15 protein-coding genes are annotated in these 16,568 nt (G+C 74.8%); 10 read left to right on the top strand and 5 right to left on the bottom strand.

Annotation, left to right across the window (positions count from 1 at the left end):
• The first annotated feature begins 48 nt into the window (after positions 1-48).
• The 6 genes from IH54_RS0111305 (at position 49) to IH54_RS0111280 (ending at position 6,455) form a co-directional block, all read left to right on the top strand.
• Positions 49-990: a glutamate ABC transporter substrate-binding protein gene (locus IH54_RS0111305; protein WP_043180532.1), complete on the top strand. Its 942-nt coding sequence runs from the start codon at positions 49-51 to the stop codon at positions 988-990.
• The gene (locus tag IH54_RS0111300) at positions 990-1,634 is read left to right on the top strand and encodes an amino acid ABC transporter permease (protein WP_031515487.1); all 645 of its coding nucleotides are present in this window, start codon (positions 990-992) and stop codon (positions 1,632-1,634) included. The genes IH54_RS0111305 and IH54_RS0111300 overlap by 1 nt, the downstream gene beginning before the upstream one ends.
• A complete protein-coding gene (locus IH54_RS0111295; protein ID WP_031515485.1) occupies positions 1,631-2,482 on the top strand; it encodes an amino acid ABC transporter permease in 852 nt (283 codons plus the stop codon). Before IH54_RS0111300 ends, IH54_RS0111295 begins: the two co-directional genes overlap by 4 nt.
• 129 nt (positions 2,483-2,611) lie before the next feature.
• Positions 2,612-4,480 (top strand): transketolase, encoded by a 1,869-nt coding sequence (locus IH54_RS0111290; RefSeq protein WP_052397302.1) that lies wholly within the window; start codon positions 2,612-2,614, stop codon positions 4,478-4,480.
• A gap of 172 nt (positions 4,481-4,652) precedes the next feature.
• Positions 4,653-5,639: an SGNH/GDSL hydrolase family protein gene (locus tag IH54_RS0111285; protein ID WP_078862099.1), complete on the top strand. Its 987-nt coding sequence runs from the start codon at positions 4,653-4,655 to the stop codon at positions 5,637-5,639.
• A 63-nt stretch (positions 5,640-5,702) separates the two neighbouring features.
• Complete coding sequence (locus IH54_RS0111280; RefSeq protein WP_031515478.1) at positions 5,703-6,455, top strand: ZIP family metal transporter; 753 nt, start codon at positions 5,703-5,705, stop codon at positions 6,453-6,455.
• Here IH54_RS0111280 and IH54_RS0111275 read toward each other — a convergent pair.
• The 3 genes from IH54_RS0111275 to IH54_RS0111265 all read right to left on the bottom strand — a co-directional run bounded on the left by IH54_RS0111275 (position 6,424) and on the right by IH54_RS0111265 (position 8,316).
• The gene (locus tag IH54_RS0111275) at positions 6,424-7,209 is read right to left on the bottom strand and encodes a hypothetical protein (RefSeq protein ID WP_043180530.1); all 786 of its coding nucleotides are present in this window, start codon (positions 7,207-7,209) and stop codon (positions 6,424-6,426) included. The two genes, IH54_RS0111280 and IH54_RS0111275, sit on opposite strands and share 32 nt — an antisense overlap.
• An 88-nt stretch (positions 7,210-7,297) precedes the next feature.
• Positions 7,298-7,855, bottom strand: coding sequence for an isochorismatase family protein (locus IH54_RS0111270; protein ID WP_031515474.1), 558 nt, complete (start codon positions 7,853-7,855; stop codon positions 7,298-7,300).
• Positions 7,852-8,316: a MarR family winged helix-turn-helix transcriptional regulator gene (locus IH54_RS0111265; RefSeq protein ID WP_324607769.1), complete on the bottom strand. Its 465-nt coding sequence runs from the start codon at positions 8,314-8,316 to the stop codon at positions 7,852-7,854. The genes IH54_RS0111270 and IH54_RS0111265 overlap by 4 nt, the downstream gene beginning before the upstream one ends.
• A gap of 696 nt (positions 8,317-9,012) precedes the next feature.
• On the opposite strand from IH54_RS0111265, the gene IH54_RS0111260 reads away from it, so the two are divergent.
• On the top strand, positions 9,013-10,332 hold the full coding sequence (locus tag IH54_RS0111260) for a hypothetical protein (protein ID WP_052397301.1): 1,320 nt from the start codon (positions 9,013-9,015) through the stop codon (positions 10,330-10,332).
• Positions 10,333-10,813: 481 nt separating this feature from the next.
• Here IH54_RS0111260 and IH54_RS0111255 read toward each other — a convergent pair whose 3' ends face one another.
• The gene (locus tag IH54_RS0111255) at positions 10,814-11,593 is read right to left on the bottom strand and encodes a DUF4239 domain-containing protein (protein WP_031515467.1); all 780 of its coding nucleotides are present in this window, start codon (positions 11,591-11,593) and stop codon (positions 10,814-10,816) included.
• 42 nt (positions 11,594-11,635) lie between these two features.
• Positions 11,636-12,340, bottom strand: coding sequence for a hypothetical protein (locus IH54_RS44405; RefSeq protein WP_031515465.1), 705 nt, complete (start codon positions 12,338-12,340; stop codon positions 11,636-11,638).
• A gap of 612 nt (positions 12,341-12,952) precedes the next feature.
• On the opposite strand from IH54_RS44405, the gene IH54_RS0111245 reads away from it, so the two are divergent.
• The 3 genes from IH54_RS0111245 to hydA are packed head-to-tail and all read left to right on the top strand — an operon-like array spanning position 12,953 to position 16,531.
• Positions 12,953-13,795, top strand: a complete 843-nt coding sequence (locus IH54_RS0111245; RefSeq protein WP_031515463.1) for a nitrilase-related carbon-nitrogen hydrolase — start codon at positions 12,953-12,955, stop codon at positions 13,793-13,795.
• A 4-nt stretch (positions 13,796-13,799) separates the two neighbouring features.
• The gene (locus tag IH54_RS0111240; RefSeq protein ID WP_031515462.1) at positions 13,800-15,134 is read left to right on the top strand and encodes an aspartate aminotransferase family protein; all 1,335 of its coding nucleotides are present in this window, start codon (positions 13,800-13,802) and stop codon (positions 15,132-15,134) included.
• A complete protein-coding gene (gene hydA / locus IH54_RS0111235; RefSeq protein WP_031515461.1) occupies positions 15,131-16,531 on the top strand; it encodes a dihydropyrimidinase in 1,401 nt (466 codons plus the stop codon). Before IH54_RS0111240 ends, hydA begins: the two co-directional genes overlap by 4 nt.
• Positions 16,532-16,568: the final 37 nt, after the last annotated feature.

Here is a 16,568-nt window from a genome sequence, read left to right as displayed (position 1 = left end):
GCACACGTCAACGCCCCTTCGCCGCCGACCCGCCGGGACCCCTCACACGTGACCGCCACGCCGCGCCGTACCACCGGGGCCGCCGCCCCGCTGCTGCTGGTCCTGACCGTGCTCGCCGCCCTCGCGCCGGCGGCCGGCTGCGGACGCTCCGGCAGCCCGCCCGTCAAGGGCCCGAAGCCCGGCGACCTGCCCTCCTACCACGTCGACAGCTCCTTCTCGCTGCCGGCCTCGCCCACCTGGAAGCGGGCCCACGACCGCGGCCGGATCGTCATCGGCGTCAAGGACGACCAGCCCTACCTCGGCGAGAAGGACCCCGCCACCGGCGTCTACTCGGGTTTCGACATCGAGATCGCCAGGATGACGGCCGCCTCCCTCGGCTTCCCCGCGAACCGCATCACCTTCAAGGCCATCGCGTCCGCGAACCGGGAGACCTCACTGAGCAACGGCCAGATCGACACCTACGTGGGCACCTACACCATCAACGCCCTGCGCAAGCGGCAGGTCGGCTTCGCCGGGCCGTACTACATGGCCGGGCAGAGCCTGCTGGTGCGCAGGGACGAGAACGACATCCACGGGCCGCAGGACCTGAAGGGCAAGAAGGTCTGCTCCGCGGCCGGTTCCAGCTCCATCCAGCGCATCGAGTCCGACTACCCGGACGCGACAGCGGTCACGTACGACACCTACTCGGTGTGCGTGGACAACCTGCTCACCTTCCAGGTCGACGCCGTGACCACCGACGACGCGATCCTGGTGGGCTACGCCGCCAAGGCGCCGGAGGAGATGAAGGTCGTCGGCAAGCCCTTCTCGAAGGAGCCCTACGGGATCGGCGTGAGCAGGTCCGACACCGCGCTGCGCCTCGCGCTGGACGACGCGATCGTGGCGCACGAGCGCAACGGCGACTGGAAGCGGGCCTACGACGCCACGCTCGGGCTGTCCGGCGTGCCCGCGCCGAAGCCGCCGCCGGTGGACCGCTACCCGGGGAGCGGCTGATGGACGTCCTGACCCAGAACTTCTCCCTCTACGGCAAGGGCCTGTGGGGCACCGTGCAGCTCACGCTGCTCGCCGGGGCGCTGTCGCTCGCGGTGGGGGTGGTCATCGCGGGCTTCCGGGTCTCGCCGGTCAAGGCGCTGCGGGTGTTCGGCACCGTCTGGGTGGCGGTGCTGCGCAACACGCCGCTGACGCTGCTGTTCTTCGCCGTGCTGCTGGGGCTGCCGCGGTTCGGGGTGGTGCTGCCCTTCCAAGTCTTCGCGATCCTGGCGCTCGGCGCGTACACCTCGGCCTTCATCTGCGAGGCGGTGCGGTCCGGGATCAACACCGTGCCGCTCGGCCAGGGCGAGGCGGCCCGCAGCCTCGGCATGACCTTCACACAGACGCTCGCGCTGGTCGTACTGCCGCAGGCGGCCCGCTCGGTGATCTCGCCGATCGGCTCCACCCTGATCGCGCTGGCCAAGAACTCCGCGATCGCCGGGTCCTTCTCCGTCACCGAGCTGCTCGGCACCTACAAACCGCTCAACGAGCTGGGCTACAGCATCGTGTGGACCTTCGTCTGGATCGCGGTCGGCTATCTCGCCGTCACGCTCGCGCTGGCGGGCCTGTTCGGCCTGCTGGAGCGGAAGTTCGGGGTGGCCCGGTGACCGCCGCGTCCGAGAGCAGCGCGCTCTACGACATCCCCGGCCCGCGCGCGCTGGCCCGGCACCGGCTCTACGCCTGGATCACCGGCGCGCTGCTGGCCGCGCTCGCCGGCTTCGTCGTGTACAAGCTGGTCGACACCGGGCAGTTCGCGGCGGTGAAGTGGCGGCCGTTCACGTACGCGGGCATCCAGCGGCTGCTGCTCACGGGGCTGAAGAACACCCTCAAGGCTTTCGGCTGGGCGGCGCTGGCCTCCCTCGTCTTCGGGGTGGTCTTCGCGGCCGGGCGGCTGTCCGACCACCGCGTGGTGCGCTGGGTGAGCACGCTGGTCGTGGAGTTCTTCCGGGCCATGCCGCTGCTGGTGATGATCTTCTTCATCTTCATCGCCCTGCAGCTCGACCCGATGATCGCGCTGATCATCGGCCTGACCCTCTACAACGGCTCGGTGCTCGCCGAGGTCTTCCGCTCCGGCGTCAACGCCGTCCCGCGCGGCCAGCGCGAGGCGGCGTACGCGCTGGGCATGCGCAAGACCCAGGTCATGACCTACGTGCTCGTGCCGCAGGCGGCCCGGGCGATGCTGCCGGCGATCGTCAGCCAGCTGGTGGTGGCCCTCAAGGACACCTCGCTCGGCTACCTGATCACCTACCAGGAATTCCTCTACTCCGGGAAGCTCATCGCCACCAACCTCGACTACGACCTGCCCTTCATCCCCGTCGTGATGGTGATCGCGCCCATCTACATCGGTATGTGCATGTTGCTGTCGTGGTGCGCCAACCGGCTCGCCCGGCACGAGCGCCGCAGCCCCAAGGCCGAGGCCGTCCCCGTGCGGACCGACCTGCCGCCGGAGATCTGAGCCGTCGCCCCGGGGACGGTCACCCGCGGTGGCTGCCGCCGTACGGACAGCGTTCCCGGTTTGCCCCGGCCTGTCCCGGGCAGCCGCACCGCAGGGACGGACCGACCCCGCGAGGAGGACGACGGCGCCATGAACGACACCATCACCCACACCCCGGTCACGAGCGACACCGACCTCGCCGAGCTGGGGCAGCAGCTGCGCGTCGACTCGGTCAGGGCCGCCGCGGCCGCCGGGTCCGGGCACCCCACCTCTTCGATGTCGGCCGCCGACCTCATGGCCGTGCTGCTCGCCCGGCACCTGCACTACGACTTCGCCGATCCGGACCGCCCCGCGAACGACCACCTGATCCTCTCCAAGGGCCACGCCTCCCCGCTGCTCTACTCCGCCTTCAAGGCGGTCGGCGCCATCACCGACGACGAGCTGCTGACCTTCCGCAAGCGCGGCAGCCGCATGGAGGGCCACCCCACCCCCCGGCTGCCCTGGGTCGACGTGGCCACCGGCTCGCTCGGCCAGGGCCTGCCCATCGGCGTCGGCGTCGCGCTCGCCGGCGCCCGCCTCGACAAGCTGCCGTACCGCACCTGGGTGCTGTGCGGGGACAGCGAGATGGCCGAGGGCTCGGTGTGGGAGGCCATGGAGGCCGCCGGCATGGAGGGCCTGGACAACCTCACCCTGATCGTCGACGTCAACCGGCTCGGCCAGCGCGGCCCCACCCGGCACGGCTGGGACCTCGACGCGTACGCGCGGCGGATCCGCGCCTTCGGCTGGCACACCGTCGAGATCGACGGCCACGACATCGGCGCCATCGACCAGGCCATGACCACGGCCCGCGGCACCCGCGGCGCCCCCACCGCGATCATCGCCCGCACCCGCAAGGGCCGCGGCGTGGCCTCGGTCGAGAACCAGGAGGGCAGGCACGGCAAGCCGGTGCCCGACGCAGAGGAGGCCGTCCGCGAGCTCGGCGGCCGCCGCGACCTGCGGGTCGAGGTCCAGCCCCCGCCGGACGCCGCACCGCCCGAGCGCGGCGGCGGCGACCCGCACACCGAGCTGCCGCGCTACCCCACCGGCGGCCCGCCCGTCGCGACCCGCACCGCCTTCGGCGAGACGCTGGCCGCGCTCGGCTCGCTGCACGACGACATCGTGGTGCTGGACGGCGAGGTCGGCGACTCCACCAAGGCCCAGCTCTTCGCCGCCGACCACCCCGAGCGCTACGTCGAGTGCTACATCGCCGAGCAGCAGCTCATCGGCGCCGCCGTCGGCTTCGGGGTGTGCGGCTGGACGCCCTTCGCCGCCACCTTCGCCGCCTTCCTGACCCGCGCCCACGACTTCCTGCGGATGGCCGCGGTCAGCCGTTCGCGGATCAACGTCGTCGGCACCCACGCGGGCGTCGCGATCGGCGAGGACGGCCCCTCCCAGATGGCGCTGGAGGACCTGGCCATGATGCGGTCGCTGCACGGCAGCACCGTGCTCTACCCCTGCGACGCCAACCAGACCGTGCAGCTCATGACCGCCATGGCCGACCGCCCCGGCATCAGCTACCTGCGGGCCACCCGCGGCGACACCCCGGTCCTCTACGGGCCGAGCGACGCCTTCCCGGTCGGCGGCAGCAAGGTGCTGCGCTCCCACCCCGACGACCAGGTCACCCTGATCGGCGCGGGCGTCACCGTGCACGAGGCGCTCGCCGCCGCCGACCAGCTCGTCGCCGACGGCATCCGGGCCCGGGTGCTGGACCTCTACTCGGTCAAGCCCGTCGACACGCAGGCGCTGCGCGCCGCCGCCGAGGCCACCGGGCGCTTCGTCATCGCCGAGGACCACCACCCCGAGGGCGGCCTCGCCGACGCCGTCATGGAGTCCTTCGGCAACGGCTTCCCCGCCCCCCGGCACACCCGGCTCGCCGTCTTCACCATGCCGGGCTCGGCGACCCCCGCCGAGCAGCTCGACGCCGCGGGCATCCACGCCGCCTCCATCGCCGCCGCGGCCCGCAAGCTCGTCGCGACCTGAGCGCGCGGGCCCCGGGCCCGGGGCGTGGACCAACGCCGCGGGCCCCGGACCCGGCGCGTCCACCAACGCCAGGTGACACCCGCACGGCGTAAGTGCGTCATGCCCATTGACACCGCACCGCACGCGGCTGAAGCCTTGCTCGACGTCAGCGTCGACGCAGGGGAGGGGCCGCATGGCGGCGATATCCGGTACGGGCAGGGGCAGCGCGGGCACGGCGGGGGAGTCGTCCCCCGGGCGCTCCAGGCGGCGGGCGGCCGGCCTCGGCGCCGCGGCGATCGGCGGCGCGCTCGCGCTCACCGCCGCAGCCGTCAGCCCCGCCGCCGCGCACGGCGATCCGCACCGCGGCCACCACGGCAGGCCGCCCGCCCACGCGGCGCCCGCCGTCGACTACGTCGCGCTCGGCGACTCCTACACCTCGGCCCCCGGCGTGCCCGCCCAGGTCGACGCGAACTGCGCGCGGTCCGACCACAACTACCCCTCGCTCGTCGCCGCCGCCCAGCACTTCCGCGGCTTCACCGACGTCAGCTGCGGCGGCGCCACGACCGTCCAGATGTGGCAGGCCCAGGGGACCAACCCGGCCCAGCTCACCGCCGTCACCCGCGACACCGATCTGGTCACGCTGCAGATCGGCGGCAACGACGTCGGTTTCGGCTCGATCATCGCCACCTGCGCGGGCCTGAGCGTCACCGCCCCCGCCGGCAGCCCCTGCAAGGACCACTACGGAGCGGGCGGCACCGACCAGCTCACCCTGAACGTCCTGCAGACCGCCCCCAAGGTCGCCGAGGTGCTGCGCGCCGTCCACCGGCAGGCCCCGCACGCGAAGGTCGTCGTGGTCGGCTACCCCGACCTGCTGCCCGACCAGGGCCCCGGCTGCTTCCCCGCGGTGCCTTTCGCCGCGGGCGACGTCCCCTACCTGCGCTCCACCGAGAAGGAGCTCAACGCCATGCTCCGGGCCGAGGCGCTGCTGGGCGGTGCGTCGTACACCGACACGTACGGCCCGACCGTCGGCCACGACATGTGCCAGTCATCCGCCGACCGCTGGATCGAGACGCTCACCCCCGCACCGCCCGCGGCCGCCGCGCACCCCAACGCGGCCGGCGAGCAGGCGATGGCCACCGCGCTGACGGACACCCTGGAGGGCCGCGGGCACCGCCGCTGACCTGGACCGCGGGTTAGGCGACCCTGAGTCGCGGGCGCGCGCGGCGTCATGGATCATCGATCCATGCCGGTCCTGATAGCCGCGTGCGCCTTCGCCATGACACTCGTCGGCGGGGTCGTCGCCCACCGCATCGGAGACCGCCGCCACCTCGTCCTCGGACTCGCCGCCGGGCTGATGCTCGGTGTCGTCGGTTTCGATCTGCTGCCCGAGGCTCTGGAGACCCAGCCGAGGGTCGTCTTCGGGGTGCCCGCGGCGCTGCTGATGTTCGTCGCGGGCTTCCTCGCGCTCCATGTCATCGAGCGCGCGGTCGCCATCCACCGCGCCCACGAGGGCGAGTACGCCCCGCACGCGCACGGCCACGGGCACGCCCACGACCCGGTCAAGGGCATCGGCATCACCGCCGCCGCGGCCCTGGTCGGCCACAGCGTCATGGACGGCTTCGCGATCGGCGCCGCCTTCCAGGCGGGCAGCACCGTCGGCATCGTCGTGGCCATCGCCGTCGTCGCACACGACTTCGCGGACGGCTTCAACACGTACACGATCACCCGCATGTACGGGAACGGGCAGCGCCGCGCGCAGATGCTGCTCGGCGCGGACGCGCTCGCCCCCGTCGCGGGCGCCGCGGTGACGCTGGCCTTCACCATCCCGTCCGGGGCGCTCGGCCTCTACCTGGGCTTCTTCGCGGGCTTCCTGCTCTACCTGGCGACCTCGGACATCCTGCCCGAGGCGCACAGCCCGCACCCCTCCAGCTCCACGCTGTTGTGCACGGTCGCCGGGACCGGCATCATGTGGCTGGTGATTGGTCTCGCTGACTGAGCTTCTTGGCCGCCGCGCGGGCGGCCGAGCGGGAGGTCGCCGCCGCGCTCTTGGTCACGTCCGCCACCAGCTCCACGACGTCCGAGCCGTAGGACTGGGAATTCACCACCTTGAGCAGCAGGCAGAACGTGCCGTCCACCCCGTGCTTGCGCGCCAGCCGCACATGGTGCCGGGCCAGGTAGCGCGCCGCCGCCTGGGTGGCGATGCCGCGCTGGCCCGAGAAGAGGAAGACCGGGCGGTCGTTGCCGGTGTCGCCGGCCGCCGCGAGCCGTGCCAGGAGCACGTACTCGACCGTGCCCTTCTCCATCTCGTACGCGCTGCCGCCGATGGTTATCGCGCCCTGGAGGGGGCCGGGCGCGGGGTCGGTGTTGACCTCCACACCGGGCAGCATCGAGCGCAGGTGCGCGGCCAGCCGGGAGTTCTCGACCGGGCCGCCGATGCAGAACTCGGTGCGCGCACCGAAGCCCTGCCAGGACGTGTCGTGCGCCAGCACCTCCGTGTGCGCCCCGCACTCCTGGATCACGGCGGCCAGCTCCAGCAGCGCGAAGGCGTCGTGCCGCGCCAGGCTCCAGCTCCGCGAGCCGGGGTCGCGCGGCACCACCAGCAGGCACTCGGAGTCCGTCGGCAGCCCGAAGAAGCGCTGCTTGCGCCGCAGCCTGCGCTGCCACAGATAACTGCGGGCGTACCAGCCGGCCGCCACGCACACGGCGGCGGCGAGCAGGCCCAGGACCAGGTTCCGGAGGTCGTCGCTCATGGCGCGGCATCGTAGCGTTGTTCGAGCGGTGCCGACTACGGCCCGGACCGGGCGCACGGGCGCCCGGTCCGGGCCGTAGTCGCCGGGGTCAGGCGGGGAGCAGCGCCAGGATCTCGTCGGCGGTGCCCGTCTCGCCCAGCCGCGGGAAGATCGTGGCGACCGAGCGCTCGTGCGCCGCGGGGTCGGTGTCGGTGACGGAGTCGGTCGCCACCGTGACGTGGTAGCCGTGCTCGTACGCGTCCCGCGCGGTGGACTCCACGCCGATGCTGGTCGAGATGCCGCACAGCACGATCTGCGTCACGCCGCGGCGGCGCAGTTCCATGTCGAGGCCGGTGCCGTAGAAGGCGCCCCACTGGCGCTTGGAGACGGTGATGTCCTCCGGCTGCCGGTCCAGCTCGGGCACCAGCTCCGTCCACTCCGCCGGGAAGGACGTGACGGGTGCCGGACCGCCGTCGGTGCGGCCGGGCGCCACGCCCGTGACGTTCACCAGGACGACCGGCAGCCCGGCCTTCCGGAAGCCGGCCGCCAGCCGGGCACTGCGGGCGACGACGGCGTCCGCCGGGTGCACGGTCGGCAGCCCGACGATGCCGCTCTGCAGGTCGATGACGACCAGGGCGGTACGCGGGTCGAGGGTGGTCGCGGTCATAGCGGGACATCTCCTGAGGGTGTGCTGTCGTGCGGGGACTCCGCCAGGCGGCGGAGCAGGGGGAGCGCCGCGGCGAGCGTGCGGTGCTCCTCCGGGGTGAGCCGTCCGTCGATCGCGTCCGCCAGCCACCCGCGCCGGGCCGCGCGGCCCGACCCGAGCAGGCTGCTGCCGCTCGCGGTCAGCGAGAAGACGACCTGCCGGCCGTCGGTGGGATGCGGCGCGCGGGCGACGAGCCCGCGCTCCTCCAGCGCGGCGAGCGTCATCCGCATCGACTGCGGCCGCACCAGCTCGCCGCGCGCCAGCGCGGCAGTGGTCGTCGGTCCCTCGCGGGCCAGCCACGCCATCACCGACTGCTGCGACGGCGTCAGCTCGGCCTCCGCGGAGGCCACCCGCATCCGCCGCGACAACCGCGCGATGACGGTGGCCAGCTCGTCCGCCGTCCCGGCGCCTTGGCTGCTCACGGGGCCACGGTAGGAGGAGGGCAGGAAAACTTGCAAGTTTGCCTGTCGAAAGGGCGGGCGAGTGGGCGGCGGGGCGGGCGGGTGCCGCGGGGCATGCCGGGCCTGGCCTGCGCCCGCCGGCGGCGGGGCTGTGGCCCGGCCCCGGGCGGGAGGCGGTCGCCGCTCGGGGCCGGGGGCGCGTGGAACCGTGTGGGGCCGGTCGGGGGGCGGCCGCCGGGACCGGAACGTAGGATCCCGGCCGGGGGCCGGTGGGACGACGAGGCCGCGGCCCGGCCCGGTCCGGAGTGGCCGTTGCGGGCGGGGCGGGGGCGGTTTGCCGGGAACGTCGGGGGGGCCGCGGTCCGGCCCGGTCCGGTGTGGCCGTTGCGGGCGGGGCGGGGCGGGGGCGGTCGCGGTCCGCCGGGGAACGTCGGGGCGTGGCCGGGACGCCGTCGGTGCCACGGAGCCGGACCGGACGGGGCGGGCAGGGACGGCTCGGCCGGGCGGGGGACGGCCAGGACGGTCGGGTGCGGCCCGGCGGCGGGCGCGGGGCTGACCCCGGGAGATCGGTCGGCGATCGAAAACGGTACGTAGCAGTGCCGTAACGCGGCGGGTGTGCAATGCCGTGTCTGGCGCGCGCGCCGGGTGCCGGGTCCGAACACGCCCCCTCGCATCCGATCGCGTCCGATTGCCCAGCGGCGGCCGACGGAGGAGCTGTTGACACCGGAATTCCTGCACTGCTTCCGCTCCCTGCTCACGGCGCTGGGCGACCGGCCCGGGTGGTACGCGGAGTACGCCCGGCGCGACCCCGACGCCGCCCGCGCGCACGTGACCGGGCACGAGGTGCCGCCCTGGGACGTCGTCCGTACGGTCCTGCGCGACCTCGCCCGCAACGCCGGGGCCTCCGACGCCGGCCCCGCGGACATCGGGAGGATCCACGCGCTGCACGCCGCCGCCGTCGTGGCCGAGGACGCCCGTCCCGGCACCGGTGCGCGCCTGTACGCCCGGCTCGCCGCCGCCGAGCGCGCGCACGAGGCGGCCGCCGCCCGCGCCCGGGACGCGGCCCGCGCGCACGCGCGGCAGCCGAGCACCTCCCGCGCAGGTTTCCTGGCCTGGACCCACGACGACCTGGAGCGGGCCGCCGCCCGCCGGGCCGCCCTCCAGAGCCGGCTGGACGCGGTGCTCCCGGCCACGGGGGAGCCGGGCCCGGGCGCACCCGGGCCGGCGCGGCGGCCGCGGGGCGCGCGGTTCGCCGGGGCGTACGAAACGGCTGCCGCCGCACCGGTGGAGGGAGCCGCACCGTCCCGTGACGCCGCCCCGCGCGGGGCCCGCTTCGCCGGGTCACCCGTGGAGGAGGCCGCGCCGGAGTCCGCCCCGGCACCGCGGGGTGCCCGGTTCGCGGGCGCCGCCACGGACGGGGGTGCGGGCCGCTCCACGCCGGAGCCCGCTCCGGCGCCGCGGGGCGCGCGGTTCGCCGGGGCGCCGAAGGAGGCCGTACGCTCCGGGCCGCCCGCGCCCGACCCGCGCTGGACGGCGGAGGCCCGCGCGGAAGCCGCCCGGCTGCTGCGGCTGCGGGCCGCCGGCGACAGCGGGGCCGCCTACCTCGCCCTCAGCGCTGCCGCGCAGGGGCCGGCCGAGCGCCTTCCGTACGTCGTACGGGCCCTGGAGCGCACGGGGCTCGTCGCCGACGCCGGGACCCTCCTGTGGGAGGTCGCGGCCCTGCCGCCCGCCGCGGTCGCCGCCGCCGTGGCCGCGCTCGCCGCCGATCGGCGGGACGAGCACGCCCGTACGCTGCTGCACCAGACCGCGGCCCGGCCCGCCGCCGAGGTCGCGGTGGTCGCCGACCTCCTGCACTCCGCCGGGCACACCGGCGAGGCGGCGGAACTCCTCGAAACGGTCGCCCGCGCCCGACCCGCGGACGCCGCCGCGGACGTCGCCCGCGCGCGCCCTGCCCTGACGGCCCCTCTCCTCGCCGCCGCCGCCCGTGTCGCCCCACCCTGCCGCCGCGACCTCGCCGCGGCCCTCCTCCGCGGCTGACCTCTCCGGGGTCCGCGTCCGCCCTGCGGGGTGCCCCTTCCCGCCGCCGGCGGGACCTCGCTGCCGGGGGTGGGTCACGCGCGCAGTTCTCCCCCACGCTTGGCCTGGGAGGTCCCCCCACGCGCCTTCTCGCACCGCGGGGTGCCACTCGCGGCAGGCCGCGTGACCTGCGGCGGGTAGCGGGCCGGCCGGGCAGTTCTCCCTCGGAGCTTCGCCTGGGAGGTACCCTCCCGCGCCCCTGACCGGCACCGCCCTGCGCCAACGCGGCCACCTCCGTGGCCGGGACGTTGCGCGCGACGGACCCGCGTCTTCGGGGGCGCGGGAGGGCACCTCCCAGGCGTAGTTCCGGGGGGAGAACTGCGCGGTCAGCCACAGCGGCGGGAAGGTCACACGCACCACCGCATGTGGCACCCCCGGGTGAAAGCGGCGCGGCCAAGCGCACGCGGCAGCCCGCAGGGCGTGCGGGCCCGGCGGGCGGGCCTCAGGGACGCGGTGTGGCGTCCAGTTGGGTGAAGCGCGCCTCCGCGGAGCGGTATGCGCTGCCCCCTACGCCGAAGGGCTGGCGGAAGGGCTGGTTGAGCTGCGCGGCCAGCACGATCGCGAAGGCCACCGCCGCCCCGGCGAACCCCACCGCCACGAGGTGGCGCGGCGCAGCCGTGAGCCCGAGCACTGCCGGAAAGGTGAGCAGGAAGGCCCCGGAGACGACCATCGCCACCCACACCACCCGTGGGATCCCCGCGGTGACCGCGGCGGCGCGGTCGGACCTGGTCTCGTACACCGTCGCCAGCGCCGACTGCGCCGCCGCCTTCGCCGCCTGTTCCTCCGGCCGCGCCGCCGAGGCGCCACGGACCGCCGCCCGTACTTGATCGAGCGCCTGCCACGCCGCGGGACTGGTCCGCCCGCGGGCGAGCTGCGGGAATTCGACGTCGCGGACGTCCTCCGTGTACGCCCGCAGCAGCCCGCGCACCGCGCCACGGTCGGCTGGGGCCAGCCCGCCCGCGGCCCAGTACGTGTCCGTGAGCGCCCGCGCCTCGTCGTACGTACCGGAGCGCGCGTTGCCCAGCGCGGACCAGCTGCCCGCGACCTGGAATCCCGTCAGCAGGATGAACGAGCTGAGGAGCACCGCCCCGATCAGGGACAGGCCGTCGCCGGAGTCGCCGTCGGGCGCGGGCACACGGCGGCGTCCGAGGAACCAGCCGGTGGTGAGAGCGAAGGCCGCGCCGCCGAGCGCGGAGAGAACGAAGAGGAGGTAGTGCGGCATGGCGCTCCCAGGGGTGCGACGGGAGGAGGGGCGGCGCGGGCGTCAGCTCCGGCGCCGGGAGGTGCGGTAGCGGTAGGGGACGGCCGCGAGCACGGCGGGGAGCAGCACGACCGCCATCGTGAGCAGCCACCAGCGCGCGGCCCCGCCTCCGGCTCCGTGCGGGTGCGGCTCGCCGCCGGGTTGCGGAAGGGCGAAGTCGTCCGTGCCGGACGGTGTCGGGTACACGTGCGACGCGCTGCCGGGAGCGGGGCGTACGCGTGGGCTCTCGCGGTCCGGCCCGGACGCGTACCCGGCGGCCCGGGGTGTCGTGCCGGTGGGCACGGGCAGTGCGGACGCGGGCGTCGTGGCGGGCGGCGAGGTGGCAGGGGGCGGTGCCGGAGGGGACGTCGCGGGCGGGGGCGTGGGTGGCGGCGGTGTGACGGGCGGCGGGCCCGGCGGGGGCGTGGGTGGCGTCGTGGGCGGCGGGGTGACGGGCGGCGGCGTACCGGGCGAAGGAGTGCCCGGGCGCGGGCCGCACGTGCCGCCCACTCGGACGGCGACCTGCCCGATCGGCAGCAGGACCGCTCCGCTCACCCGGACCAGGACCCCGATCCGCCCGTCGCGGCCGCACACGACCACGGTCACCCCGCGTGACCCGTGCGGGGTCGCGGGCGCGGGCGTGGAGGCGGCGGAAGGGCCTGCGGCCAGCAGGAGCGCGGACGCGGCGCCCACGGCGAGCGGCCACCGCGGGCGGGGTACGGCTTTCACGAACATCACGGTAAAAGCTGATATGCCCTCAGGTCCGGGGAATGGGGGAGTATGGCGTGAACCGACCTGTCCGCCCCGCAGGTTCGAACACCCCGCCCGCCGCGCGCGGCCCCCGAGGCCTCCCGCCCTCGAACACGACCGTCACCATCCGGCCAGCCCCCTTCCGCCCCGGCTGACGGGGGACCTGCGGGGTGCCCTAGCGGGGGAGGGGAATCGCGTGCGGAGGGTGAGCGTTTCAAGGGCGCGGGGCACTGCGCGCGTAAGTGAGACGGCGAGAAGGTCACGGGAACCACCGCAAGCAGCACCCCGGTGCGAAAGGGGCGCGTGGGGGCACCTCCCAGGCGAAGCGCTGGGGGAGAACTGCGCGACCAGCCCCCGCCGGCAGCAAGGTCGAGCGGCAGGCGGCAGGCGGCAGCCCCGCAGGGCGCAGGCGCAACCCCGCGCAGGGAGAAGTGACCCCTCCGCGGCGGTGGGCCGCGGTGTGCAACGCCCGCACGGCGAGTGGGCCGTACGGGTCAGCCCGCGGCGACACAGCGGGTACTCCCGCGCGGAAGCGCACGGTGCGCGCCACAGTGGGGCGACGTGACGCCACGTCAGAGGGGCAGCAGCCGCATGAGCAACGTCGTACGCGCCGCACTGGTCCAGGCGGCCTGGACCGGCGACACCGACTCGATGGTCGCCAAGCACGAAGCGCACACCCGCACCGCCGCGGCGCAGGGAGCGCAAGTCATCGGCTTCCAGGAGCTGTTCAACGCCCCCTACTTCTGCCAGGTGCAGGACGCCGCCCACAACCGCTGGGCGGAGCCGGTGCCGGACGGGCCCACCGTCCGGCGGATGCGGGACCTCGCCCGCGAGACCGGCACGGTGATCGTCGTACCGGTCTTCGAGATCGAGCAGCCCGGCGTGTACTACAACACCGCCGCGGTGATCGACGCCGACGGCAGCTACCTCGGCAAGTACCGCAAGCACCACCTGCCGCAACTCCCCGGGTTCTGGGAGAAGTTCTACTTCCGGCCGGGCAATCTCGGCTGGCCGGTCTTCGACACGGCGGTCGGCCGGATCGGCGTCTACATCTGCTACGACCGGCATTTCCCGGAGGGCTGGCGGGCGCTGGGCCTGGCGGGAGCCCGGCTGGTGTTCAACCCGAGTGCCACCAGCCGTGGTCTGTCGGCGCACCTGTGGCAACTGGAGCAGCCCGCCGCGGCGGTGGCCAACGAGTACTTCGTGGCGGCGATCAACCGGGTGGGCCGCGAGGAGTACGGCGACGACGACTTCTACGGCACCAGCTACTTCGCCGACCCGCGCGGCCGGCTCGTGGGCGACCCGGCGTCCACCACGGACGAGGAACTCCTCGTCCGGGACCTGGACTTCGGGCTGCTCGACGAGGTCCGCACCCAGTGGGCCTTCTACCGCGACCGGCGCCCGGACGCGTACGGCATCCTGACGGGGGCGTGAGGGAGTGGCCACCGAGACCGCGGGCCTGCACGAGGCCCTGCACGCCCGGCACCGCGCGGTGCTGCCCGACTGGCTGGCCACGTACTACGACCGGCCGATCGAGCTGACGCGCGGCGAGGGCCGCCATGTGTGGGACGCCGAGGGCAACCGCTACCTGGACTTCTTCGGCGGCATCCTCACCACCATGACCGCGCACGCGCTGCCCGAGGTCACCGCGGCGGTCGTGGCGCAGGCCGGGCGGCTGCTGCATTCCTCGACGCTCTACCTGAGCAGCCAGGCCGTGGAACTCGCGGAGCGGATCGCGCGGCTGTCCGGCATCCCCGACGCCCGGGTGTTCTTCACCACCTCCGGCACCGAGGCCAACGACACCGCGCTGCTGCTGGCCACCGCCTACCGCGGCTCCAACCAGGTCCTGGCGCTGCGCAACAGCTACCACGGCCGCTCCTTCAGCACGGTCGGCGTGACCGGCAACTCGGCCTGGTCGCCGACGAGCCTGTCCCCGCTGCAGACGCTGTACGTGCACGGCGGGGTGCGCAGCCGCGGCCCGTACGCGCACCTGGCGGACCCCGAGTTCGTGACGGCGTGCGTGGCGGACCTGGAGGACGTGCTCGGGCAGACGGGCGGCCGGGTCGCCGCGCTCGTCGCGGAACCCGTCCAGGGCGTCGGCGGGTTCACGATGCCGCCGGACGGGCTGCTGGCCGCCTTCAAGCAGGTGCTGGACAAGCACGGCATCCTGTGGATCACCGACGAGGTGCAGACCGGCTGGGGCCGCACCGGCGACCACTTCTGGGGCTGGCAGGCGCACGCGGCGGCCGGGCCGCCGGACATCCTCACCTTCGCCAAGGGCGTCGGCAACGGCATGTCCGTGGGCGGCGTCGTGGCCCGCGCCGAGGTTATGAACTGCCTGGCCGCCAACTCCATCTCGACCTTCGGCGGCAGCCCGGTCACCGCCGCCGCGGCGCTGGCCAACCTCGACCACCTCGTCGGCCACGACCTCCAGGGCAACGCCCGCCGGGTCGGCGGCCTGCTGCGGGCCCGCATCGAGGGCGCCGCCGCGCGGCTGGACGTGGTGCGCGAGGTGCGCGGGCGCGGCCTGATGCTCGGCGTGGAGATGGTCGTGCCCGGCTCCGACCGCCCGTCGGCGCAGGCCGCGGCAGTGGTCCTGGAGGCCGCCCGGGAGAACGGCCTGCTGGTCGGCAAGGGCGGCAGGGCGGGCAACGTGCTGCGGATCGCGCCGCCGCTGTCGCTGACCGTCGCCGAGGCCGAGGAGGGCGCGGAGATCCTGGAGGCGGCGCTCGCCGCGGCCCGGGAGGACTACGCGGCCCGAGTCGCCCTGTGAACGGCCGGACCCTGATCCGCGGCGGCCTCGTCGTCACCGCCGCGGAGGAGGCGCACGCCGACGTGCTGATCGAGGCGGGCCGGATCGCCGCACTCGCCGCCCACGGCAGCGACGCCGCCGCGTCCCTCACCGCCGACACCGTGATCGACGCGACGGGCCGCTACGTCGTCCCCGGCGGCGTGGACGCGCACACCCACATGGAGATGCCCTTCGGCGGCACCACCGCGTCCGACACCTTCGAGACCGGCACCCGGGCCGCCGCGTGGGGCGGGACCACGACGATCGTGGACTTCGCGGTCCAGAGCGTCGGCGGCTCGCTGCGCGCGGGCCTGGACGCCTGGCACGAGAAGGCCGACGGGCGCTGCGCGGTCGACTACGGCTTCCACATGATCGTCGCCGACGTCCACGACCGGACGCTGCGCGAGATGGACGCCCTGGTCGAGGAGGGCGTCACCAGCTTCAAGCTCTTCATGGCCTATCCCGGCGTCCTCTACAGCGACGACGGCCGCATCCTGCGCGCCTTCCAGCGGGCCGCGGCCAACGGCGGCCTGCCGATGGTGCACGCCGAGAACGGCATCGCCATCGACGTCCTGGTCCGGCAGGCACTGGAGGCGGGCCGGACCGGACCGCGCGCGCACGGCGAGGTGCGGCACGCGCTGCTGGAGGCCGAGGCGACGCACCGCGCGATCCAGCTCGCCCGGGTCGCGGGCTCCCCGCTGTACGTCGTCCACGTCTCCGCCGAGCAGGCGCTCGCCGAGCTGACCGCCGCCCGCGACCTGGGACTTCCGGTCTTCGGCGAGACCTGCCCGCAGTACCTCTTCCTGTCGGCCGACAACCTCGCCGAGCCGGGTTTCGAGGGCGCCAAGTACGTGTGCAGCACCCCGCTGCGCCCGCGCGAGCACCAGGCGGCGCTGTGGCGCGGGCTGCGCACCGACGACCTCCAGGTGGTGTCCACCGACCACTGCCCGTTCTGCTTCGCGGGCCAGAAGGAGCTGGGCCGCGGCGACTTCTCCCGCATCCCCAACGGCCTGCCGGGCGTGGAGAACCGGATGGACCTGCTGCACCAGGCCGTCGTGGAGGGCAGGCTGAGCCGCCGCCGCTGGATCGACGTCGCCTGCGCCGCGCCCGCCCGGATGTTCGGCCTCCACCCGCGCAAGGGCACCATCGCGCCCGGCGCGGACGCCGACGTGGTGATCTACGACCCGCACGCCGAGCAGACCCTCTCGGCGCGGACGCACCACATGAACGTCGACTACAGCGCCTACGAGGGCCGCACCCTCACCGGCCGGGTCGAGACCGTGCTGTCGCGCGGCGTCCCGGTCGTCGACCGCGGTACGTACGTGGGCCGCGCCGGGCACGGCCAGTACACCCCGCGCGGCCTGTGCCAGTACCTGTGACCCGCACCCGTGACCGTCACGCACCAGCGAGGAGCGC

Origin of the sequence: Streptomyces sp. NRRL F-5123, assembly GCF_000721495.1 — a bacterium.
Classification (GTDB): domain Bacteria; phylum Actinomycetota; class Actinomycetes; order Streptomycetales; family Streptomycetaceae; genus Actinacidiphila.
The sequence above is the reverse complement of the archived record's forward strand: the minus strand, read 5'-3'. Positions and strand labels throughout refer to the sequence as shown.